19 protein-coding genes are annotated in these 23,468 nt (G+C 64.9%); 16 read left to right on the forward strand and 3 right to left on the reverse strand.

The window, feature by feature from the left end; translation table 11 throughout:
- Positions 1 to 14: 14 nt before the first annotated feature.
- Positions 15 to 944: a LysR substrate-binding domain-containing protein gene (locus AWB74_RS20385; RefSeq protein ID WP_061148533.1), complete on the reverse strand. Its 930-nt coding sequence runs from the start codon at positions 942 to 944 to the stop codon at positions 15 to 17.
- A gap of 151 nt (positions 945 to 1,095) precedes the next feature.
- Here AWB74_RS20385 and AWB74_RS20390 point away from each other — a divergent pair, with 151 nt between their 5' ends.
- The 5 genes from AWB74_RS20390 (at position 1,096) to AWB74_RS20410 (ending at position 7,544) form a co-directional block, all read left to right on the forward strand.
- Positions 1,096 to 2,010, forward strand: a complete 915-nt coding sequence (locus tag AWB74_RS20390) for a LysR substrate-binding domain-containing protein (protein ID WP_061148534.1) — start codon at positions 1,096 to 1,098, stop codon at positions 2,008 to 2,010.
- A 189-nt stretch (positions 2,011 to 2,199) separates the two neighbouring features.
- Positions 2,200 to 3,495 carry a dicarboxylate/amino acid:cation symporter gene (locus AWB74_RS20395; RefSeq protein WP_061148535.1) on the forward strand — a complete coding sequence of 432 codons (1,296 nt, stop codon included), beginning with the start codon at positions 2,200 to 2,202 and terminating at the stop codon, positions 3,493 to 3,495.
- Positions 3,492 to 4,973 carry a cysteate racemase gene (cuyB, locus tag AWB74_RS20400; RefSeq protein ID WP_061148536.1) on the forward strand — a complete coding sequence of 494 codons (1,482 nt, stop codon included), beginning with the start codon at positions 3,492 to 3,494 and terminating at the stop codon, positions 4,971 to 4,973. The genes AWB74_RS20395 and cuyB overlap by 4 nt, the downstream gene beginning before the upstream one ends.
- A gap of 16 nt (positions 4,974 to 4,989) precedes the next feature.
- Positions 4,990 to 6,414, forward strand: a complete 1,425-nt coding sequence (aspA, locus tag AWB74_RS20405) for an aspartate ammonia-lyase (protein WP_061148537.1) — start codon at positions 4,990 to 4,992, stop codon at positions 6,412 to 6,414.
- A 29-nt stretch (positions 6,415 to 6,443) separates the two neighbouring features.
- Positions 6,444 to 7,544: an asparaginase gene (locus AWB74_RS20410; RefSeq protein ID WP_061148538.1), complete on the forward strand. Its 1,101-nt coding sequence runs from the start codon at positions 6,444 to 6,446 to the stop codon at positions 7,542 to 7,544.
- A gap of 10 nt (positions 7,545 to 7,554) precedes the next feature.
- On the opposite strand, the gene AWB74_RS20415 is transcribed toward AWB74_RS20410, so the two are convergent.
- A complete protein-coding gene (locus tag AWB74_RS20415) occupies positions 7,555 to 9,045 on the reverse strand; it encodes an MmgE/PrpD family protein (RefSeq protein ID WP_061148539.1) in 1,491 nt (496 codons plus the stop codon).
- Between the two features lie 154 nt (positions 9,046 to 9,199).
- Here AWB74_RS20415 and AWB74_RS20420 point away from each other — a divergent pair, with 154 nt between their 5' ends.
- From AWB74_RS20420 to AWB74_RS20475, 11 genes are all read left to right on the forward strand, one after another.
- Complete coding sequence (locus tag AWB74_RS20420) at positions 9,200 to 9,958, forward strand: hypothetical protein (protein WP_061148540.1); 759 nt, start codon at positions 9,200 to 9,202, stop codon at positions 9,956 to 9,958.
- A 265-nt stretch (positions 9,959 to 10,223) separates the two neighbouring features.
- On the forward strand, positions 10,224 to 11,477 hold the full coding sequence (locus AWB74_RS20425; protein ID WP_061148575.1) for an MFS transporter: 1,254 nt from the start codon (positions 10,224 to 10,226) through the stop codon (positions 11,475 to 11,477).
- A 68-nt stretch (positions 11,478 to 11,545) separates the two neighbouring features.
- Complete coding sequence (locus tag AWB74_RS20430; RefSeq protein WP_061148541.1) at positions 11,546 to 12,475, forward strand: LysR family transcriptional regulator; 930 nt, start codon at positions 11,546 to 11,548, stop codon at positions 12,473 to 12,475.
- Positions 12,476 to 12,520: 45 nt separating this feature from the next.
- Entirely contained in the window at positions 12,521 to 13,507 is a 987-nt protein-coding gene (locus AWB74_RS20435) for an acetamidase/formamidase family protein (RefSeq protein ID WP_061148542.1), read from the forward strand.
- Between the two features lie 21 nt (positions 13,508 to 13,528).
- Positions 13,529 to 14,293: an SDR family NAD(P)-dependent oxidoreductase gene (locus AWB74_RS20440; RefSeq protein WP_061148543.1), complete on the forward strand. Its 765-nt coding sequence runs from the start codon at positions 13,529 to 13,531 to the stop codon at positions 14,291 to 14,293.
- Positions 14,294 to 14,546: 253 nt separating this feature from the next.
- Entirely contained in the window at positions 14,547 to 15,491 is a 945-nt protein-coding gene (locus AWB74_RS20450) for a hypothetical protein (RefSeq protein ID WP_061148545.1), read from the forward strand.
- Positions 15,492 to 15,510: 19 nt separating this feature from the next.
- Complete coding sequence (locus tag AWB74_RS20455; RefSeq protein ID WP_061148546.1) at positions 15,511 to 16,869, forward strand: hypothetical protein; 1,359 nt, start codon at positions 15,511 to 15,513, stop codon at positions 16,867 to 16,869.
- Between the two features lie 31 nt (positions 16,870 to 16,900).
- A complete protein-coding gene (locus AWB74_RS20460; RefSeq protein ID WP_235024632.1) occupies positions 16,901 to 19,042 on the forward strand; it encodes an 8-amino-7-oxononanoate synthase in 2,142 nt (713 codons plus the stop codon).
- 19 nt (positions 19,043 to 19,061) lie between these two features.
- The gene (locus AWB74_RS20465) at positions 19,062 to 20,198 is read left to right on the forward strand and encodes a hypothetical protein (protein WP_061148577.1); all 1,137 of its coding nucleotides are present in this window, start codon (positions 19,062 to 19,064) and stop codon (positions 20,196 to 20,198) included.
- Complete coding sequence (locus AWB74_RS20470; protein WP_061148547.1) at positions 20,191 to 20,946, forward strand: GIY-YIG nuclease family protein; 756 nt, start codon at positions 20,191 to 20,193, stop codon at positions 20,944 to 20,946. The genes AWB74_RS20465 and AWB74_RS20470 overlap by 8 nt, the downstream gene beginning before the upstream one ends.
- The gene (locus AWB74_RS20475) at positions 20,943 to 21,704 is read left to right on the forward strand and encodes an amidohydrolase family protein (RefSeq protein ID WP_061148548.1); all 762 of its coding nucleotides are present in this window, start codon (positions 20,943 to 20,945) and stop codon (positions 21,702 to 21,704) included. Before AWB74_RS20470 ends, AWB74_RS20475 begins: the two co-directional genes overlap by 4 nt.
- Here AWB74_RS20475 and AWB74_RS20480 read toward each other — a convergent pair.
- A complete protein-coding gene (locus AWB74_RS20480) occupies positions 21,701 to 23,038 on the reverse strand; it encodes a sigma 54-interacting transcriptional regulator (RefSeq protein ID WP_235024633.1) in 1,338 nt (445 codons plus the stop codon). The two genes, AWB74_RS20475 and AWB74_RS20480, sit on opposite strands and share 4 nt — an antisense overlap.
- Positions 23,039 to 23,468 lie beyond the last annotated feature (430 nt).

Raw genomic sequence — 23,468 nt, forward strand, 5'->3', positions numbered from 1 at the left:
CGGCCGCCGCGCGGTTATGACCCGCGCGCGGCCACTTCGCCTTTGAGCTCGTGCGCGATGAAGTCGACGAACGCGCGAATCCGGTTGGACATCTGATGCCGCTGCGAATACACAGCGAAAATATCGGCGTTCGGCGTTTCGTGGTCGGGCAGCACGCGAACGAGTGAACCGTCCGCCAGATAGTGCTCGATGTCCCATTCGGCGCGCATCAGGATGCCGTGGCCTTCGAGCGCCCACTTGACCGCGATCTCGCCGTCGTTCGTCGTCAGCGTCCCGTTGATCCGTACGGCCTCCGTTTTACGCGACGTCCCGCGCCCCGATGTCAGGCGCCACACGCCATACGCTTCATCGCCCTGACGAATGCCGATGCAGTTGTGGCGCGTGAGATCGTGCGCCGTGAGCGGCATGCCGCGCGCCGCGATATACGAAGGCGCGGCGCACAACAGCCGCCGGTTTTCGGCAAGCCGCCGCGCGACCACGCGCGTGTCCGGCGGCTCGCCGAAGCGGATGCAGACATCGAAGGCATCGTCGGTGAGGGGCGGCGGCGTGACCGACAACTGCAATTGCACCGATACCTGCGGATACTTCGCGACGAACCGCGATATCGCCGGCGCAACATGACTGCGCCCGAAGCCGAGCGTCGCGTTCACGCGCAGCAGTCCTTTCGGGCTGCGCTTCGCCGACCCGAGCAGCTCCGACAATTCATCGATTTCGTCGAGAATGCGGCGCGCATGTTCGAGGTACAGCTCGCCTTCCGGCGTGAGCATCATCCGCCGCGTCGTGCGGTTGACGAGCGCGACGCCCGCGCGCGTCTCCATCTGCGACAGGCGCTTGCTGACGGCGGCCGCCGTGAGGCCCAGCTCGCGCGCCGCCGCGCTCAGGGAGCCCGCTGCGGAAAGCGTCGAAAAGAAGCTCAGATCGGCGGCCTGGACGGTATCGGGCATCGCGGCTATTCGTGAATCGAAGTTAACGATGCCGTCAGTTTAGCAGCGGTTTTATCGTCGTAATGCGGGTAAAACTCGCGCGCGGCAAGCGTAGAATTTCGGCTCGCGGCGGCGCACCGGTTCGTCGCCGGAATCGGGAGATGGCTGGCTCATGGAAATCAAGTGGATCGAAGACTTCATCGCGCTCGCCCGATATCAAAGCTTTTCGCGCGCGGCGGAATTCCGTAACGTCACGCAGTCGGGCTTCAGCCGGCGCATCCAGTCGCTCGAACAATGGGTCGGCGCCGATCTCGTCGACCGCAGCGGTTTTCCGCCGACGCTCACGCCAGCAGGACGATTGTTCCGCGACGCGGCCGAGGACATCCTCGACAAGCTGTTCGACACGCGCGCCATCATCCGCACGGAGCAGCGGATCGCGGGCACGAGCCTGCAGATCGCGGCGGGCCATACCATCGCGCTCAACTTTTTGCCCGGCTGGCTGCGCACGCTGGAGAAACATATCGGCGAAGTGCGCGCCCGCGTGATTCCGGCGAACGTCCACGATTCGATCCTGAAGCTCGTGAACGGAAATTGCGAGCTGATGTTCGCCTATCATCATCCGCAACTGCCGCTGCATCTCGACCCGGAGAAGTACGAATACGTGACGGTGGGCGTCGATACGTTCATGCCGGTCTGCAAGCCCAACCCGCGACTCGCGCCGATCTACCGGCTGCCCGGCACGACGGATCGCCCGATGCCGTTCATCGCCTATATGGAGACGAGTTACTTCGGACGATGCTTCGCGCTCCTGATTGAAAAGACGAAAGCATCGCCCGCATTGCGGCTGCATTATGAATCCGACATGGCCGAGGTCGTGAAGAAGCTCGTTCTCGAAGGCGAGGGCGTGGCGTGGCTGCCGAAGAGTTCGATCGTCGCCGAACTCGATGCCAACGCACTCGTCGCCGCCGGACCGGCCGAATGGCAACTGGCGCTCGAACTGCGCGTCTATCGCGATATCGCCAATCGCAGCGAACTGCTCGACACGCTCTGGCGGCACCTTCGCGCCTCGTCCGCGCCCGAAATGTAAGGGATTTCCAAGCCTATGCGAAAATTGCATAGCCATATGCAGCACTAGCATTCACGTTTTTTCTGCCTTCCCTAAGATTCCGTCCTGACACAAGAAAGCGGCGCATCACGTTTCGTCGATGCGCCTGCCAATCCCGAGCGCACACCGGTCGCGACCGACCGTTCGTGCGCAATCCCAGGACGGAGACACATGAAAAATCGACTCACCCTCTATATTCTCGCGGGCATGGTGCTCGGCGTGGCGGTCGGCTACGTCTGCCATCGCTCGGCGGCGGACGCCGCGCACGCCAAGGAGATCGCCGGCTACTTTTCCATTCTCACGGATATCTTCCTGCGGCTCGTGAAGATGATCATCGCGCCGCTGGTCTTTGCCACGCTCGTGTCGGGACTTGCCGGCATGGAAGGCACGAGCGACGTGCGCAGAATCGGCTTGCGCTCGATCGCGTGGTTCGTGTGCGCGTCGCTGTTTTCGCTCGCGCTCGGCCTCGTGCTTGCGAACCTGCTGCAACCGGGCGCGGGTCTGCATATGACGCAGACGAGTTCCGACGTTGCCACCGGCCTCAACACCGCCGGTCTCAACTTCAAGGACTTCATCACGCACGCGTTTCCGACGAGCCTGCTCGATGCGATGGCGCGCAACGACATTCTTCAGATCCTTGTTTTCTCCGTGCTGTTCGGGATCGTGCTGAGCGTGATCAAGTCGGACCCGCGCGTCGCGCCGCTGATCGCGGGCGTGGAAGGCCTCGTGCCCGCGATGCTGAAGCTGACCGACTATGTGATGCGCCTCGCGCCCATCGGCGTGTTCGGCGCGCTCGCATCGGCGATCACGGTGCACGGACTCGATGTGCTCACGACTTACGGCAAGCTCGTCGCGAGCTTCTATGCCGGGCTCGCGCTCTTGTGGGCCGCGCTGATCCTCGCCGGTTACTTGTTTCTCGGCAAATCCGTCTGGGCCTTGCTCAAGAAGATTCGCGAACCCGCGATGCTCGCGTTTTCCACCGCCAGCAGCGAAGCGGCGTATCCGCGCCTGACCGAGAAGCTGGAGGAATTCGGCGTCGATAAAAAAGTGGTCGGCTTCACGCTGCCGCTCGGTTATGCGTTCAATCTCGACGGCTCGATGATGTATCAGGCGTTCGCGGCGATCTTCATCGCGCAGGCGTTCGGCATCGACATGCCCATCGGCACGCAGATCGTGATGCTCCTCGTGCTCATGGTGAGCAGCAAGGGCATGGCGGGTGTCGCGCGCGGATCGGTGGTGGTGGTCGCGGCCGTCGCGCCGATGTTCCATCTGCCGCCATCGGGTGTCGTGCTGGTGCTGGCTATCGACCAGATTCTCGACATGGGGCGCACCGCGACCAACGTGATCGGCAACAGCATCGCGACGGCGGCCATCGCGAAGTGGGAGAACAAGCGCGCGGCACGGCAGGAACATCGCGTCGCGATGAGCACGCCTTCGTTCGGCGACCTGGAAGGCGAAACGAAATGAGCGGCCAGCACGCCACCGACGTCACGCCCGCGCGCAAGTTCGGCGTGGTGGGCGGGCTCGGACCGCTCGCGAGCGCGGACGTCTTCTTCAAGCTGATCAAGTCGACGCCCGCCACGCGCGACGCCGAGCACTTCGATGCGATCTTCGAACAGCATCCGTTTCGCAGCGCGGACGCGGACAGCGAGACGCTGACGCAGCGCAAGCTGTACATCTTCGATCTGATCAGCAGCTTCGAGAAACGCGGCGTTACGACGGTCGTGCTGCCCTGCTTTCTGAGTCACACGTTCATCGACGAACTGAAGGCCAATTCGCCCTTGCAGATCGTCGACATGATCGAAGCGGTGCGCAGCCATGTGCGCAGAAAATTTCCGTCCGTGCGGCGCGTGGGCGTGCTTGCATCGGCATACACGCGGCGCAAACAGTTGTTCGAAAAGTATTTCGCCGCGCCCGAGTTCGAAGTGATTCATCCGCGCGAGAGCAATGGCGTCGATCTCGTCACCGAAGCCATCTATGGCGCCGATGGTGTGAAGAGCGGCAACCTGCGTGGACGTCCGGTCGAGTTGCTGCGCGAGGCGTGCGAGGATCTCGTCGCGCAGGGCGCCAACCTGATCGTGCCGGGACTCACGGAGATCGCGCTCGTCGCCGATGAACTGGGCCCGATGCGCGTTCCGCTCGTCGATTCGAATCTCGCTTACGCGCAATACGTGGTCTCCGGCCAGTACCGCTCGCCCGAGACGATCTTCAAGGTCGGCGTGGTGGGCGGCGTCGGGCCGGCGGCCACCGTTGATTTCATCCACAAGATCGTGCGTGCGACGCCCGCGCGACGCGATCAGGACCATATCAAGCTGCTCGTCGAACAGAATCCGCAGATTCCGGACCGCACCGAGAACCTCGTCGGCGACGGCCCCGATCCGACCATTTCACTCTATGCGACCTGCAAGAAGCTGGAGACGGGCGGCGCGGATCTCATCGCGATTCCCTGCAACACGGCGCATGCGTTCGTCGAGCGCATTCAGCCGTATCTCGGCATACCCATCGTGAATATGCTGACGACGACGGTGCGCAATCTGCGCGAATCGTTTCCGTCGCTGCGCGATGTGGGCGTGCTCGCGACGTCCGGCACCATCGCAAGCGGCGTCTATGAGAAAGCGCTCGCATCGCAAGGCTTGCGGCAGGTCGTTCCCGGCCCCGCATTGCAGGCGCGCGTGATGGACGCCATCTACGGCGAACAAGGCGTGAAAGCCGGATTCACGACCGGCCAATGCCAGGACGATATCGCGGCGGCCATCGACGGGCTCATCGCCGAGGGCGTCGAAGTCGTCATTCTCGGCTGCACGGAACTGCCGCTCTTGCTGCGCGAAGCGCATGTCGTCGGCGCGAACGGCACGCGCGTGAGCATCGTCGATCCGACCGACGTGCTCGCGAAGCAATGCGTCGCGTATGCGATCTCGTCGCCACGCAAATCTGAATCTATCTAGAACCTGAGAGACACCCATGCTTGCACCCACCGAACGTATCGAACACGATCTTCTCGGCGATCTCGCCGTGCCCGCAACCGCTTATTACGGCGTGCATACGCTGCGCGCGCTCGATAACTTCCCGATCACCGGCATTCCCATTTCGGCGTATCCGAATCTCGTCAACGCGCTGGCGAGCGTGAAAGAAGCCGCGGCGCTCGCGAATCACAATCTCGGGTTGTTGAGCGAAGTGAAGATGCAGGCCATCGTGCAGGCATGCCGGCAAGTGCGCTCGGGCACCGCGCACGATCACTTCGTCGTCGATGTCATTCAGGGCGGCGCGGGCACGTCGACGAACATGAACGCGAACGAGGTCATCGCCAATCTCGCGCTCGAACATCTCGGACACGAGCGCGGCGATTACGCGGTGCTGCATCCGAACGAAGACGTGAATCTCGGCCAGAGCACCAACGATGTTTATCCGACCGCGCTGAAGATCGCCACTTACGCGGGCATCATGCAGCTCGTCGACGCGATGGGCGTGCTGCGCGCGTCGTTCGAACGCAAGGCAGTGGAGTTCGGCAACGATCTGAAGATGGGCCGCACGCAGCTTCAGGACGCCGTGCCGATGACGCTCGGGCAGGAGTTCAGCACCTTCGCGGTGATGCTCGGCGAAGATGAAGAGCGGCTGAAGGAAGCGGCAAAGCTCATCTGCGAAATCAATCTCGGCGCGACGGCGATCGGCACCGGCATCAACACGCATCCGGAATACGCGCAGCTTGCCTGCACGCACCTGAGCGACGTGACCGGCATCGCGCTCACGACTTCGCCGAATCTGATCGAAGCGACGCAGGACGTCGGCGCCTTCGTGCAGTTGTCCGGCGTGCTGAAGCGCGTTGCGGTCAAGCTCTCGAAGACCTGCAACGATCTTCGGCTGCTGTCGAGCGGTCCGCGCGCGGGCCTCGGCGAAATCAATCTGCCGCCGGTGCAGGCGGGGTCGAGCATCATGCCGGGCAAGGTGAATCCGGTGATTCCGGAAGTCGTCAATCAGATCGCGTTCGAAGTCATCGGCAACGATGTGACCGTGACCTTCGCCGCCGAAGCGGGCCAGCTTCAGCTCAATGCGTTCGAGCCGATCATCGCGCATAGTCTCTTCAAAAGCGTCGCGCATCTGCGGGCGGGGTGCCTCACGCTCGCGTCGAAATGCGTCGATGGCATCACCGCGAATCGCGACCGGCTGCGCGCGATCGTCGAAAACTCGATCGGCATCGTGACCGCGCTCAATCCGTATATCGGCTATACGCACTCGACGGAAGTCGCGAAGGAAGCGCTCGCGTCCGGCAAGAGCGTGGCGCAGATCGTCATCGAAAAGGGATTGTTGAGTCAGACGCAACTCGACGAAATCCTTCAGCCCGCGATGCTCACGCAGCCGCGCAAAATTGCGTCCGCATCGGCGCTGTAAGGCGCTTTCATCATTGGAGGAGACAAGCAATGAACATGTACACCGCAATCCTCGTCGCCGGGCTGGTTGCCAGCGCGAGCGCCTTTTCAGCCGATGCAACATCGCAGCCCGCGAGCCCGGCGAGCGCATCGGCGCCCGCCACGATGCCGCGCATTCTCGTGCTGGCGACGGGCGGCACGATCTCCGGCACGGCCGATCCGCGTTCGGCGATCGGCTACAACTCGGGCAACGTCAAAGGTCAGGAACTCGTGCGCGGCGTGCCGGGCATCGAGAAGCTGGCGAGCATCGACGCCGAGCAGATATCGAACGTCGGCTCGCAGGACATGAACGACAAGATCTGGTTCCAGCTCGCACGGCGCATTCAGGAGGCGTTCGACAAGAACGAGGCGGACGGCATCGTCATCACGCATGGCACCGATACGATCGAAGAGACCGCGTTCTTCCTGCAGAACGTGCTGCGTTCGAACAAGCCGGTGGTGCTGGTCGGCTCGATGCGTCCCGGCGGCACGACGAGCGCCGACGGCCCGAACAATCTGTACGAAGCCGTCGAAGTCGCCGCGAGCGCGCAATCGCGCGGCCGGGGCGTGATGGTCGTGATGAACGATCAGATTCACGCGCCGCGCTGGATCACCAAGACGAACACGACGGCGGTGCAGGCGTTCGCTTCGCCGAATGCGGGCGTGGTCGGTTACGTCGATCCCGCGAGCGTGCGCTTCGTCGCACCGGTGCCGCAAGCGCCGCGCGAAGTGCTGAACCTGCCCGCGGACGGACCGTTGCCGCGCGTCGATATCGTGTATGCCCATGCCAATATGGATGGACGCCAGATCGATCACGCGATTGCCGATGGCGCGAAGGGCATCGTCATCGCGGGTGAAGGCGATGGCGATGCGTCGAAGGATGCGCTGGCCGCGCTGGATCGTGCGGTGAAGAAGGGCATCGTCGTCGTGCGTTCGACGCGCGTGGTCTCGGGCTTCGTGAACCGCAACGTCGAAGTGGACGACGACAAGCGCGGCTTTGTCGTATCGCTCGACCTGAACCCGCAGAAGGCGCGGCTGCTTACGCAGTTGCTCGTCGCGAACGGCGTGACCGATGCGGCCAAGGTCCAGCAGGCATTCAGCGGGACCTGGTAATACGATGCGCTCATCGCGGCAGCGCTGCTGTCGCGATGTCGCTCGCGCTGGCGAGCGCTTCGACATGCCAGCACTTGTCCATCAGCGCGCGCGTCTGATCCTGCGTGAGAATGCCGTCGGCGAGATCGGAGAACTTCGTTTCGAGCTGCGCATCGGTCATCGGCACTTCGGTGCTGCCGATCGCATGCTGAATGTATTTGTGCAGCTTGCGGCCGTCCTTCAGCGTGATGATCATGTCGACCTGTTCCGGTTTGATCGACGGGTCGACGATCGCGTTCACCTTGCCGCGCAGTTCGACGGTCTTCGGATCGCGCACCTTGGCGTCGCTGAACTGCTTCTCACCAGCGGCGCCGTCGATGATCGCGATGGCCACCGCATGATAGATGCTGAACTTGCCCTCCAGCCCGATCTGCGGCGTCGTCTTTCCCGTCAGTTCCAGCACGAGCGGATGCACGCGAAGATCGATGCGCTCGATCTGATCGGCGCTCAAGTGCTCCTGATTGCGCAACTGGATGGCGGCGTCGATCGACGGATGAATCACGATCCCGCACGCGAACGGCTTATAAGTATTCAACGTCGATTCCCAGTGCGAGCCCAGGCCGTCCGTGATCTCGCGGTAATCCTGCTTCGTGCTGATCGTATTGGCCCAGCCGCGTTTCGCTTCGATCATGCCATCCGAGCTCGTGTAGTTCTGACCCGCGAGCAGCGCCGCAAAAATGCCGTTCGCGGCCGCGCGTCCCGGATTGAAGCTCTTGTTCATCGAGCCGAAGGACTCGCGTAAGCCCACGGGCTGCGATGCCGCCAGTCCCAGCGCCCATACCATCTGCTGCGCGGTGAGGCCCATCAGCTTGCCCGTCGCGGCAGCGGAGCCGAACACGCCGCATGTGCCGGTGATATGCCAGCCGACATCGTAATGATTCGGGTACACCGCATTGCCGATGCGCAGCTCCGTTTCGACGCCTAGCACGAGCGCGTTGAGGAAGTCCTTTCCCGTGACGGGCCGATATTGCGCATAAGCGAGAATCGCCGACGCGACCGGCCCCGCCGGGTGAATGATGGTCTTCAGATGCGTGTCGTCGTAATCGAAGATATGGCTGCTCACGCCGTTGATGAACGCCGCGTTCATGATGTCGAAGCGCTCGGTGCGGCCGAGCAGATTGGCCTGCGGCGGGCCGGAGAACGGCGTGAGCGCGGCGACCGCGCGGCTCACGGTTTCATCGTGCGAGCCGCCGACCGCGACGCCGACCCAGTTCAACAGCGTCCGCACGCCTTCCTTGCGCACCGGCGCGGGCAAATCCTGATACCCGGTTTTGACGATGAAATCCGCCAGGATGCGCGTGACTTTCGGCGGCCGTGCATTCGCGCTACTGGCGGATGAGGCCGCGGGCGATGCGGCTTTGCCCGCGCTGGCCGTTTGTGCAAGCGCGGTCTTGCCCGCTGCGGACGCGAGAGCGCCCGCGGCGCTCGTCATCAGAAAACCGCGGCGATCGATGAAAGGCATGGGTGTGTCTCCTGAAAAGTCATCGATGAGCAAACGTCATTCCCCATAACAATAGCGGCGCCGGATGTCCACCCTCAAGTTTTCTTCTTCGCTGCCGTTAGGTCGCAAGTGCGCCTATTGGCGTTTCTCTATCAGCCACGACAAAAGAACCAGCATGAAACTCGTCATAGCCCTATGCGCATCCACGATCATTGCAGCCGGATGCGGCGGCGGAGGGGATTCTAATAACACGAACAGCGCGAACAATACGCCCGCCGCGCCGGCGCCGAACGCCGCGCAAGGCCTCTATTCGGGAAGCGATGCGAACAATAACGTGGTGGGCGGCGTCGTGCTCGATTCCGGCGCTTTCTACTTCGTGTACGCGAACACGGATGCCAGCGCGCTGGGCCTGGTACAAGGCACGGCTTCCGCGTCTCACGGGACGTTCCAGGCGGACAACGCGCGCACGTTCGACATCGTCGGGAAAGCCGCGATCGATACGCCCGTTCTTGCCGGTTATAACGAGCGGAACAGTCTCGTCGGCGTGACCTACACGAGCGCGGCAAAGCAGAGCAGCATCAAGGTGAACCTGGTTTACGACGCCGCATATGAGCGCCCCGTCTCGCTGAGCTCCGTCGCGGGCAGCTATTCGGGCGCGGCAGGGTCGACGAAAGGCGGCGAGGCGACAACGTTCACCATCGGTCAGGACGGCTCGATCCAGGGCTCGGGCGTGAGCGGCTGCACGTTCAGCGGAACGACGACGCCGCACGGGGACAAGAATTTTCTCGACGCCACGGTGAAGTTCGGCCCCGCGCCTTGCCTTTATCCGGGCATGACACTCACAGGCGTCGTGTTCTTCACCAGCAACGAGGTTCTTGCGGGACTGACGCTGCCCGATCGCTCGGATGCCTTCGTCGTCGCCGGAACGAAGTAACGCGGGCACGGCCGCGCGTTCGCGCGCGTCCATCCGAACTAATCCCTAGAGCGCGCGCAAAGCCTTGCCGCGTGACCTGCAAACATGCGCCGCGCCTTATCCGAGGCGGGCGCTCACGCGTGCCGCGCCATTGTTTGCATATCGCGAATGACGCATTCGCCGCGCCTGCCGTTCTTTTCGATCCGCGCCTGAGTCACTCTGCATGCCGTCGGTACTGCCGTGCTGTCGTGCATGGTGGCCGCCGATTCTGACTCAGGAGACGAAGATGAAATCGAACCGGTGGGATACGTCCTACGAATGGAAAGAGGTCACGCTGCTTGCGCTTGGATTCGGCCTGGTGGGCCTCGACCGGTGGCTGATCGCGCCGCTGTTTCCATCGATCATGAAGGACCTGCATCTGACCGCGCAGGATGTCGGCAACTGCATCGGCATACTGGGTCTGTCGTGGGGCGTCTTCGCCGCGCTGATGGGCGGTATCTCCGACAGAATCGGGCGGCGCAAGGTGCTGATTCCCGCGATCATCGCGTTTTCGTTGCTGTCGGGATTCTCGGGTGTCGCGGGCGGCCTCGCGAGCCTGCTCGCCGTGCGTGCGTTGATGGGCGTCGCCGAAGGATCATTCTGTCCGACGAGTTTCGCCGCCACCGCCGACGCTTCCCATCCGAAGCGGCGCGGCTTCAATCTCGGGCTTCAGCAAAGCGGCTTCGCGCTGTTCGGACTCGCTCTTTCGCCGATCATCGCGACGCAACTGCTCGGCGTCGTGTCGTGGCGCTGGGTCTTCGCGCTCGTGTCCATTCCCGGACTGATTCTGGGACTCGCGATGTACTTCGTGATTCGCGAGCCGAAGGCGATGGCCGAACCGGCGGTTGCACGCCCCACGCCGGGCAACTGGCGCGATGTGCTGAAGAGCCGCAACATTCCCGTCGCGATGGTCGCGCTCTTCTGCGCGATGACGGGCGTCTTCGTGCTCGGCGCGATGCTGCCGCTCTACCTCACCGACTATCTTTCGCTGGATACGCAGCGCATGGGCATCGTCGTATCAGCGATCGGCTTCGGCGGCTTCGTCGGGCAATTCGGTCTGCCGGGGCTCTCCGATATCGTCGGCCGGCGGCTCGCGAGCATCGCCGGTTTCGCGGGCACGGCGGTCATGCTGTACGTGTTTCGCGGCGTCGGCGCGCAGCCGCTGATTCTGTTCATCGTGCTGTTCGTCGCATCGTTCTTCACGCTCGGCCTCGTTGCGCTGCTCTCGGGACCGGTCGCGACGGAGGCCGCGCCCGTCGGTATGGTATCGACGGCAATCGGCATCGTGGTGGGCGCAGGCGAGATCTTCGGCGGCGGCGTGGCGCCCGCGCTTGCTGGCTTCGTCGCAACGAAGTTCGGAATCCAGAATATCATGTGGCTGCCGATCTTCGCGGTGCTGCTCGGCATCGGCGTCAGCCTGTTTCTCGAAGAGACCGCGCCTGCCAAGTTGCGAAGGAAAGCGCAGGCAATGGCATTGACGGGCGGCGCGCAACCCGAGTGAACATGCGGCGTGCATGCACGCCGCAAGCGGATACACTTCCATGCTGGACGCGATCGAAAGGGACCAGCATGGATCGTTTTCTCAGCATCGAGGCCTTCGTGCGGGTGGCGGAAACCAGCAGCTTCGCAGAGGCGGCGCGGCAGCTCGGCGTCACCGGATCGGTGGTCACCAACCGCATCCAGCAACTCGAACGCTTCCTCAATGCGCCGCTGTTTCATCGCAGCACGCGGCACGTGCGGCTATCCGATGTCGGCGAGGCTTTTTATCGCGACTGCGCCGAAGTGGTGGGGCGGGTCAACGAGCTCACGGACCAGATGCGCGAGCTGCGCGCGACGCCCACCGGCCGCCTTCGCATCCAGATGCTGCCGGGCTTCGCGCTGGGCCACTTCGGCGCATCGCTTGCCGAATTCAACCGGCGCTATCCCGGCATCCAGCTCGACGTGATCGTCAATGACCGCGTCGTCGATCCGATCGAAGAAGGCTTCGACGTCGCGTTTCAAATCTTCCCGGCCATCTCCGATTCGCTGATCGAACGGCGCCTCTTCACCGTGCGGCGGCTGTTTTGCGCCGCGCCCGCGTATGTGCGCGAGCATGGCGCACCGCAGCACCCACGCGACCTGCTCGCGCACAGAACGGCGCTGTATTCCGGCTATCCGTCGCGCAATCGCTGGACGATGACGCGCGGCGACGAGGCCGTCGAACTCGAACTGCCCGGCATCATCCGCTCCAATTCCGTTCATCTGCTGCACGACTACGCGCTGACGGGCGGGGGCATCGTTTGCCTGCCGACTCTGGTGGCGAGTAAGTCGCTGCTGCAAGGCGCGCTCGTGCCGATTCTCGCGGACTACGCGCTGTCGCCGATGAACTTCGCGGCCGTGTATCCGGAGACGCAACGTCAGGGGCTCAAGGTGAAGGCGCTAGTCGAATTCCTCGCCGAGCAGGTCAGCCCCGAGCCGGCGTGGGACGTGCCGCTCATCGAACGGGGATGGGTGAAGTAGGCTACATTGAGCAACCGATCCCGGCACAGCGACGGAGGGCTCCACATGAAATGGCTCGAAGATTCGATCATGATGCAGCGCGGCGTCGGCGCGGGCCGCGAGCCGGTCGAGCATCATCTCACCGAGGATGTACAGAAGACGTTTCACTACACCATCGGCCCGTATTCGCAGCCCGTGCTGCATGTGAAGCCGGGCGATCGCATCGTCGTCGAGACGCGCGACGCCTTCGGCGGCAAGCTCACGAGCGAAAGCGACAAGCCGTCGCAAGTGCTCGAGGTGCCGTTTCTCAATCCGCAGAACGGGCCGGTGATGATCGAGGGCGCGGAGAAGGGCGATGTGGTCGCGGTGTACATCGAAAAGATGTCGCCGCGCGGGCCCGATCCGCATGGCTTCTGCGCCATGATCCCGAACTTCGGCGGGCTCACGGGCACCGACTACACGGCGCTTCTGAACGAGCCTTTGCCCGAGACGGTGCGCAAGATCAAAATCGATGAAGAGAACGTCTACTGGAGCCGCCGCCATACATTGCCGTACAAGCCGCATATCGGCACGTTGAGTCTTTCGCCGGAGCTCGATTCGATCAACACGCTCACGCCCGATCAGCACGGCGGCAACATGGACGTGCCCGACATGGGGCCGGGCAGCATCACGTATCTGCCGGTGCGTTCGCCGGGCGGACGTCTTTTCATCGGCGATGCGCACGCCTGTCAGGGCGATGGCGAAGTGTGCGGCACGGCCGTCGAATATCAGAGCACGACGACCGTGCGCGTCGATCTCATCAAGGACTGGAAGATCGCCTGGCCGCGCCTCGAAAACGAAGACGCGTTGATGAGCATCGGCAGCGCGCGTCCTCTCGAAGATGCGACACGTATCGCCTATCGCGAACTGATCTTGTGGATGGCCGCGGATTACGGCTTCGACAAGTGGGATGCTTACATGATGCTCAGTCAGATCGGCAAGGTGCGTCTCGGCAATTTCGTCGATCCGAAATATACGGTCGGCGCGATGATCGCCAAGCGCTATCTCAAGTAAGAGTTCACGGGAGCGACGAACATGGACTTGCAACTCAGAGGGTTGAGGGCGATCGTGACGGGCGGCACGAAAGGCATCGGGCTTGCCATCGCGCAGACGCTCGCGAAAGAAGGCGCGGACGTCGCGATTTGCGCGCGCGACGAAGCCAGCGTGAAGACCACCGCCGATGCGCTCGCCGGGTTGAGCGGCGCTCGCGCATCGGGCGCGCGCGTGGATGTATCGGATGGAAAAGCCCTTAAAACATGGGTCGAAAGTGTTGCGGCGGATTGGGGCGGGCTCGATATCGTCGTCGCGAACGTGAGCGCGCTCGCGATCGGCAACGACATCGAATCATGGCGCAAGGAGTTCGAGACGGATCTGCTCGGCACGGTCAATCTCGTCGATGCCGCCATGCCGCATCTCGAAGCGAGCGATGCGGCATCGATCGTCGCGATATCGAGCGTGTCGGCGCGCGAGATCGATTTCGCCGCTGGTCCGTATGGCGTGTTCAAGGCGGCGCTCGTCCACTACATGCAGGGTCTTGCGAATCAGCTCGCGGCGAAAGGCATTCGCGCGAATACCGTGTCGCCGGGGAACGTGTATTTCGAAGGCGGCGTGTGGGACTGGATCGAACACAACGATCCCGCGCTGTTCGAACGCGCGCTCGCGTTGAATCCGACCGGGCGTATGGCGAAGCCGCAGGAGATCGCGAATGCGGTGGCGTTCATCGCGAGTCCGGCGGCGAGTTTCGTGAGCGGCGCGAATTTCGTCGTCGATGGCGCGTTGACGCGCGGCGTTCAGCTTTGATTGACGCGTTCGCGCTTTACGGGAGCCTTCGCGCTCCCGCACCACCATCCTTCAAAAAGCGAAGCACTCTTCGCGGCGCATCGCCCTCATCCTCGCGATAAACGAAGCGGCATTCGCCCGCTGCTTTTTCGCCGACAGCCGAAACCCTTGCCGGACAAGGCTTTCGCGGCTTCTTCCAAACTGGCACGGCCTCTGCAAATAGGTCTGCGTGCGAGCTTCGAGTCTCGCCAACCAGCGCAAAAGGAGCGGCAAAATGCACGATATCGGAAGTTCCCGGCCCACGGGATGGGGCCCCGGCAATAACGAGTTTGAGCAGGAATTGTCGGCTGAAGCGGGCGAGATGGCTCACGAATTCGAGAACGAAAACGAATTCGAAACGGAGTTCGAAGTCGGCGAGAACGAATTCGAAAACGAGTTCGAAAACGAAGTCTCCGGCGAGATGCAGGAGATGGAACTCGCCGCCGAACTGCTCGCCGTCAGCAACGAACAGGAGATGGAGCAGTTCCTGGGCGGGCTCATCAAGTCCGTCGGGCGCGCGGCGACCAACTTCGCGAAGTCGTCGGCGGGTAAGGCGCTCGGCGGCATCCTGCGCTCCGCGGCGAAGTCCGCGTTGCCGATCGTCGGCAGCGCGCTCGGCAACTTCATCGTTCCCGGCGCGGGCGGCATGATCGGCGGCAAGCTCGCGAGCATGGCGGGCAGCGCGCTCGGCCTCGAACTCGAAGGGCTCAGCAACGAGGACCGCGAATTCGAAGTCGCGCGCCGCCTCGTGCGCATCGGCCAGCATGCGACGCATCATCTTGCATCGATGCCCTCGCACGTGCCGCCCGCACGCGCGGCGCGCATCGCGTTCCTGCGCGCCGCGCGCCAGGTCGCGCCGGGCCTCGTGCCCGCGATGCGCGCGATCTCGCGCAACGGCATCGCGGCCGCGCGTTCCGCACCCGTGCCGATCTTCGGCGCGCCCACGCGACGCTATCCCGGCCCGCGTCCCGCATCCGGCACGTACTTCGACGGCGCCCCGAGCGCACCCGCCTACGACGGCGTCATGTCCGCGCCGACCGCCCCGGCCACGGCTACCACGCCATGCCCGAACTGCGGCACGCACACGCAGGTCGCGATTCCGCAAGGCGGGCAATGGCGGCGCTCGCGCAACGGGCGCGCCATCATCCTCTATCTGAGCCCGCGCCGCATGGCGTACTGAACCGCGAGGCTCGAGTGCGATGAACCCGTGTGAAGAAGCGCTGCGTCTGATCGAACAGGAAGTGCTCGGCATCCGGGCACGGCTCGACGCGCAACTGCCCTACGCCCTGCAGATGCCGATGGTCCCCGCCGCGAACGTCAGCGACGAGGCGATGTCCGCCATCGAACGGCACATGCAGGCGGGCCGCCAGCAATTGCGCAAGCGCATCGCGCAATTCCTGCGGCAGTTGCGCGGACTCGCCGCCACGCCCGCGAACGTCGCCCGCGCGCAGCGCCGCTATGCGCTCCTGAAGCTGTATTTCCAGGCCGCGCTCACGCATTTCGAGATCTTCGCCGAAGTGCTCACGCAGCGCAGCCAGCACGGCACCGGCATCTGGCTCGCGGGCCTCGATGTCGCCGCGCAGGACGGCCTGCGTCAGCCGGGCGTGCCGGTCGCGCCGCCGCCCGTCATCTGCTACGTCGAGCGCGGGCACGGCGGCGCGATCCGGCGGGCGCGCACACGGCTGCCGGGCGGCGGCGACAACCCCGTCGCGGTGATCCGCATGCCGCGCGAGCGGATGGTCGGCACGGGCATCGCGGCGTCGCTGTATCACGAAGTCGGGCATCAGGCGTCGGCGCTCCTCGATCTCGCGAACACGTACAAGCGTGCGTCGCCGTCGCGTTTCGTGCGCGGGCCTTCGATCTGGCGCGCCTGGGATCGATGGATCGGCGAGATCGTCGCGGATCTGTGGGCGGTGTCGCGCGTGGGCATCGCGGCGAGCGTCGGCCTGATGAGCGTCGTGAGCCTGCCGCGCGCGTTCGTCATGCGCATCAATCTCGACGATCCGCATCCCGCGCCGTGGATACGCGTGAAGCTGTCCGTCGCGATGGGCCGCGCGCTGTATCCGCATGCGCAGTGGTCCGCGCTCGAAGCGGTGTGGGAGCGGCTCTATCCGCGCATGCAGATGAGCGCGGCGCAGCGCGCGTCGTTCGATGCGCTGTCGCGCGCGATTCCGCGCTTCGTCGCCGTGCTGCTGTCGCTGCGTCCGCCCGCGCTGCGAGGACGGACGATCGGCGCGGCGCTCAGTCTGCCGGACCGTCATCCCGACGCGCTGCTCGCACGCTGGCAACGCGTGAAGGCGCGGCCGCAGCAACTGCTCGCCGATACGCCGGCGCTCGCGTTCGCCGTGCTCGGGCAGGCGCGCTACAGCGGTCATCTCCCCGCGCAGACGGAGCTGAAAGTAATCGCCGAGCTGTTGCAACGCTGGGCGCTCGCGGGCTATCTGCCGTGGAGCGCGGGCAGCGCGCAACTGAGCGTCGTGCTCAATCAGCGACGGCCGCCCGCGATGCCGCCGCACGCGGGTTCGTTGCACGCAAACCCATTCGCCGCTTACGCATGATTCACGCATGATTCTCTGAAGGAGAACAACGATGAGTACCATCCCATTCCCGGGCGTGCTGCAACTGAAGGTCGATCAGGACGATCCCGGTAATCTCGACAAATTCACCGTGCAGATACCGGTCGACACGCTGGCCGCGACGGAGCGCAGCGCGAAGGGGCCGCTGCGCCGCGCGAGCCAGAACGCAACTGGTCCGGCGAGCGCGGTCGCGGGCGGCCCGGCGGTCGTGCGCACGATCACGCTGTCGAAGAATCCGGACACGGCGAACGGCACCGGCGCGGGCGACCTGCTCCTGCAACTGGCCGATGCGCTGAAGGGCATCGTGACGTCATCGACTTCGCAGAACGACATCATGCGCATGGCGGGGCATCTGCTCGCCGGCGACAGCGTGAAGCTGACCGGCACGTACACGCCGCCTGCCGATGCTGCTGCCATGTCCGGCGGCGCACCGGCCCGCTCGGCTGCGGGCGCGCAACGCACGCAGACAGTCAAGGTGGCCATGCGCGAACTGGCGAATCCGGCGCCGGCCGAATCGACCAGTCTCGCGGTCACGTCCGATAAAGCGATGGTCAAGAAGCCCGAGTTTTCTTCGAGCATCACGCTGCCGAGAGACGACGACACCGGCGACGAGATCGCCGAGCGCTCGGGCGTGGTCGAGGACGATTCGATGTTCGGCGCGGTGACGCCCGTCACGATGCGCCGCTCGACGATGCCGCTCACCGCCGATGTCGCGCTGTGGATTCTCATCAAGCGCAACGCCGAGATGCTGTCGTGGGACAACTACACGCGCAATCTCGATCTCTTGTTCTTCACCGGCAAGAGCGTCGATGACATGCCGCTGTATCCCGGCGCCGCGCGCCTCAGCCGCCGCCGCTTCCTGCCGTTCACGGATACCGACGCCTATCGCGCGCTCAAGGTCGCGACCGAGGCGTTCGTCGTGACGTGGGGCGCGGTCGTGCAGGACGGCACCGAGACGGCCAAGGTCATGGCGCTGCTCCAGGGCGACGATACCGCGCGCCTGCTCGCCAACGAGCGCCTCGGCCTGAAGCTCACCGCGCTGGACGTCGACAACCTCGCGAAGATGTATCTCACCGAGAAGCGCAACCTGAACGAATCGCCGTCCGTGCCTTATCTGGAACGCATCGTCAATCAGTTGCAGGGCACGGGCGCGGGCGATGTCGCGCAGGCGGCGGCGGACGCGCTCGCCCACCAGCAGCAGGAACAACAGGATTTCGGCCCGTGCCACGAAAAATGCCTGTGGCTCACGCAGTGGAACAACAACTTTTCCGCGAAGCTGATGCATCCGCCGCTCATCGAGCTGATCTGGAGCTACTGGATGGAAGAGCTTCAGCTCGTGCAGACGATGAACGCGGTCTCGCGGCGCTTTCAGAACATATCGGGCGGCCCGCGCGATCCGCTCGCGCAACTGGAGCTCGACTCGCTGCGGCCGCTGAACAATCTCATCTGGGGCTGGGTGCAGGACGAGCAGCATCGTCTGCCGATCGAGCGGCGCGCGGCGGAATACGCGCATCAATACGGCCTGCAACTGTTCGGCCGCGCCGTGCCGAAGGTGCGCACCGCCGACAACCGCAGCAAGTTCCTCGAAGCGTTCCATACGCTCCTGAACCTGTGCGTGCCGTTCTTCCGTCAGTCCGACGACACCACGGTCGTGCCCGACGGTTTCCCGCTGCTGAACGCGCTGCGCGAGGTGCATCTGATTCTGTCGGAAGGCGCGCACAACCAGTTCCTCGATCTGCCGACGACGTCGCGCATCGAAATGATGATGCAGCAGTGGCTGCTCGCGCGGCCGGAGTTCCGCGAGTATCTGCCGCGCCGGGCGATGGTCGCGTATCCGGAGCCGTGGATGCACTCTGTCGAAAGCATGCGCAAGCTACAAGGCTGGGGCGACACCAACACGTTCCAGTTCTGGCAGCTCGCGACGATGGGCGAGCAGATCGTTTCGTCGATCCGCTGGGGCGACTGGAACTCGATCAACGATCCGGCCAACGCCGCGAACTGGGCCACGTTCTTCCGGCCCGAGATCCAGGCGTACATCCACTCGTATCGCGCGGTGACGGGCGTCGATGTGAGCGCGGAACCCGTCGACGTGCAGGTGCCCGGCATCCATCTGCTCAGGCGTCTGCGTGAGCGGCGCGGCAACCTCGCGGCGTGAAGCGCACAAGGAGCGCGCGATGATCGACTTCGCTTCCGCGCTGTATCTTGGCATGCGGCATCCGGCGCGCGCGCTCGGCGCGTGGGATGCGCTCACGACCGGCTTGCCCGCCGCGCTGGCGGCCGCGCCGCTCGCCCGCCGCGTCGCCGCCGATGCCGCGTCGCTGCAGGGCACGGAAGCGGGCATGGTCGGGGCATCGACGCTGCATCTGGCGATCGATGCGTTCGACCGGCTCGGCCGCACGCACGCGCTCTACGCCGACGACGCGCTGTATCCCGTCATGCGCTGGGCGCTCGAACGCATGATGGGCCGCGGCGTGCCGGTGACGTGGTTCCGGCACGGCGATGCCGGCGATCTCGCGCGCCGGCTCGCGCGGCGTGTTGCGGCGCGCCCGCCGGCGGTCATCACCGATGCGACCGTCGGCGAGGGCGTGCCCGCGCCCATCGAACGTTATGTGGACGCGGTGTGGCGCGAAGGCGGTCTCGTGCTCGTCGATCACAGTCAGGTGCTCGGGCTGACCGGCGAGCGCGCATCGCCGCGCAGTCCGTGGGGGCAGGGCGGCGGCGGCGCGCTGAGACACGCGGCATTGCCTTCGCCCGCGATGCAGCCGGTGCTGCTGCTCGCTTCATGGGCGAAGGCGTTCGGCGCGCCGCTCGCGACGCTGTGCGGCCCGGCCGCGCTGATCAACGACATCGCCCGCGACGGCCCCGCGCAATCGCATTGCAGCCCGGCGAGCGCGGTGTCACTGCTGGCCGCCCTCGATGCGCTCGCGATCAACCGGCGCGCGGGCGCGCGTTTGCGCTTGCGGCTGCTGCACCGGCTGTATCGATTGCATGACGGGCTGCGTGCGCTGGCGCGTTCGGCCGTGCCGGACCTGCATCTGTCCGGCCGATGGCATCCGCTGCAACGGCTGACGCTCGCCACCGACCAACGCGCGCTCGCGCTGCATGCCGGCCTGAGCGCATGCGGCCTGCGCACGGCGCTGTTGCGTCAGCGCGGCGGTGGCTATGCGCTGATCGTCATCGCGCGGGCCGATCATCGCGTGACCGATATCGACGCGCTCATCGATGCGATCGCGTCGCTCGCGCCGCGTCTGCCCGATGCGGGGCGTGCTGCGCCGCGCATCACCGTATTCAAGGAGACCGAGCATGTTTAAGACCGCGGACGGACACACCCTGGAGCTCGCGCCGTGGCGCATGCGGCGGTTCATGCGGCTCGTCGCAGAGGCGCGACGCACGCCGCCGGGCATGACATCGCGCACGATCACGCAGGACATGCAGATTCTTCTGCGGCGCGCGCGGCGCGTGGCGGCGGACCCGCAGCGCAAGATCGCGCGCTTCGAAAGCTCGGGCGCGTGCTGCCGTGCGTGCTTTCTCGCGCGGAAAAAGCGCGATGCGATGGAGGTCGTCGCGCTTTCGGTCGCGCCGGGGGCGCATCTCTACGAAGACGAACTCGATGAGCTCGAGATGGAACTCGAAGTCGAGCGGTCCGCGAATGTCGCGCTGACATGGAAGCATTACAAGACGCTGGCCGGCGCCGCGGCCAACACTAGCGGCATCGGCGTCTATATCCTGATGCGCGGCAGCCGGCCGATCTATGTCGGCAAGTCGATGGACCTTGGCGAGCGGCTCGGGAAGCATCGGCTGTATGCGCGTCAGCACGACTCCGGTCTCAACGTGTGGATCGCCAATACGCCGCTCGCGTCGGACGCCGCGGCCGTCGAGCATGTGCTGGTGCGCGCGCTGCGCACGCGCGTGACGAACAGGAAGCTCAAGGTCGCGCTGATCGTCGGCAAGAACGGGCTCAGGATCGACAACGTGCTGCCGCCGGGCATCGCGTCGCCGAAAGCGCCGGGCAAGCTCGTCGATCTCGCCGCGGGCAGAACTTTCGAGCTGGCGCCATGATCATCGACTTCCATGTGCACGCCGGTCAGGGCGACGGCATGACCGGGCCGTGGGACACCACCGCGCCGCTCGCTGCCTACGCGCGCCGCGCGACGCAGGCGGGCATCGCGCGTTCGGTGCTGCTGCCGGTATTTCAGTCCGACTATGCACGCGGCAACCGCGATGTCGCCGCGATCGTGCGCGCCGACCCGCAACGCTGGATCGGCTTCGCGATGGTGCATGCCGAGCGCGACCGCGAGCGCATTCATCGCATGATCGAGGAAGCGGTGCTGATGCTGGGCCTGCGCGGCATCAAGGTGCATCGGCACGATGCGCGGATTCATCGGCAAGTCTGCGATGCCGCGCAGCGCTGGAATCTGCCCGTGCTCTACGATCCCGGCGGCGAGACGGGCGGGCTGGAGCTGCTTGCGCAGACGCATCCGAACGTCGCGTTCGTGTTCGCGCATCTGGGCAGTTTCGCCGATGACTGGTCCGCGCAGCGCCGCGTCATCGATTTGATCGTTCGGTATCCGAATTTATTTGCCGATACCTCTGGCGTGCGACGCTTCGATCTGCTCGAAGAAGCGTTTCATCGCGCGGGGCCGCGCAAGCTGCTGTTCGGCACCGATGGACCGTGGCTGCATCCGGGGCTCGAGCTTGCGAAGATTCGCGCGTTGAAGCCGTCGCGCGAAGCGTTCGACGCCATCGCGGGCGGCAACGCATTGCGCCTGCTTGCGCGCGCTCGGACGATGGCATCGCCGCACGCGTCCGCTCACTAAGCGGCATCGGACGGCCGCACCTGACGGCGTAGTTGCAGCGCGCGCGGCGTGACTTGCAGCAGTTCCGCCGCGCGGCTCGTCGATCCGGCGCGGCGCTCGGCCAGCTCGACGGCGAGCGATTCCGCGATCTGCCCGATGTTCTTGAGCCCGAGCCCGGCATCGAGTGCGCCTTCCACCGCGAGCGCGAACGCCTGCTCCCATCCGTTGACGCTGACGGACGCTGCGCCGGGCACGAAGGCATCGCGCAGGCAGCCGGTGCTCAGCACGCGAAAGCCACGCTGACGATCCGCGAGACGCATCACGACGTTGCGCAACTCGCGCACGTTGCCTTGATAATCCGCCGCGACGAGACGCTGCATCACTTCGGGCATGACCTGCGGCGCGGCATCGCCATGTTCGGCGAGAAAGTGCGTGACGAGCAGCGGGATATCGTCGCGCCGCTCGGCGAGACTCGGCGCGCGCACCGTCGATCGCGCGATGCGGAAATACAGGTCGTTGCGAAAGCGCCCCGCGAGCACTTCGCCTTCGAGATCGCGATTGGTCGCGCAGGTGAGGCGGAAGTCCGACTTGCGCCACACGTCCTCGCCGATGCGCTTATAGGTGCGCTCCTGGATCACCCGTAGCAAGCGCGCTTGCAGGCGCGGCTCGAGTTCGCCGATTTCATCGAGAAAGAGCGTGCCGCCATCGGCCATCGCGACCGCGCCGTCGCGTGCGCAAACCGCATGTGTGAAGGCGCCTTTCGCGTGCCCGAAGAGTTCGCTGCCCGACAGCTCCGGACTGAGCGTCGTGCAATCGACGACGACGAACGGGCCGCATCGGCGCACCGGATCGAGATCGTGCACGAGGCGCGCGAGCAGTTCCTTGCCGCATCCGCTTTCACCGAGCAGGAGACATGCGCCGTCGCCGAAGCGGCCGATTTCCGCGACCGTGCGCAGCGTGTTACGCCAGATCGCCGATGCGCCCACGGCACGCTCGCGCAGCCATTCCGCATCGAGGATCGACTCCAGTTCCGCGAGACGTGCGACGCGCCGTGCGATTTCATCGAGCAGCATGTCTTCATCGTCGGCGAGCAAGATGTCGCACAGCGATGCGGGCCACCAGGCTTCGGGCTGACAATCGGCGCGCGTGCGCCGTGTGCATCCGACGATGAAGCCTTCCGGCAACGGATGACGCCGCAGCCAGCGCGCGGCCGCATCGGCGACGCGGTTGCCTTGCGCGATCACCACGACCACGAACGGGCCATCGCCCGCCGCGCCCGTCTCGACTTCATCGGGGACGCCGCGCTCGCGCAGCGCTGCATCGAGCGCACGCGGATCGTCGTGATGCAGAACCATGCGCATCGCGGCTGCACCTGCGAACGGTGTCGTCTTCTCAGCGAAGCATGAGCCGCATCACCGCATGAGCGGATGCGGTGTCATCCTGGTGCGCAATGCGCTCGTTCGTGGATGTCGGCGTGCTTCGCATGTGAACCTCGCATTCGCATTCGAGCGGACGCACGGGGACGCGCGTCTGACGGCGCGCGTGCGTCGCTCGAATTGATCAATGCCTGAAGGATGGTTCCCGCTTTGAATTACCGTCGCGTTGCGAAGCCGACGAGTGGTGTATCGGAGCCGGTCGAGCAGGTTTCGTGTATGCGTATCCTAGGCAACGCGGCAACGATTCGTTGTACCTAAAGCGCCTGACGTGAGGGTTATCGCACAATCGCGCGCCGATACCGCGAAGGGCGCGCGTTGTCGTGCGTATCGATGACGGAGGGGAACAGGC

It is taken from the genome of Caballeronia arvi (genome assembly GCF_001544695.2).
Classification (GTDB): domain Bacteria; phylum Pseudomonadota; class Gammaproteobacteria; order Burkholderiales; family Burkholderiaceae; genus Caballeronia; species Caballeronia arvi.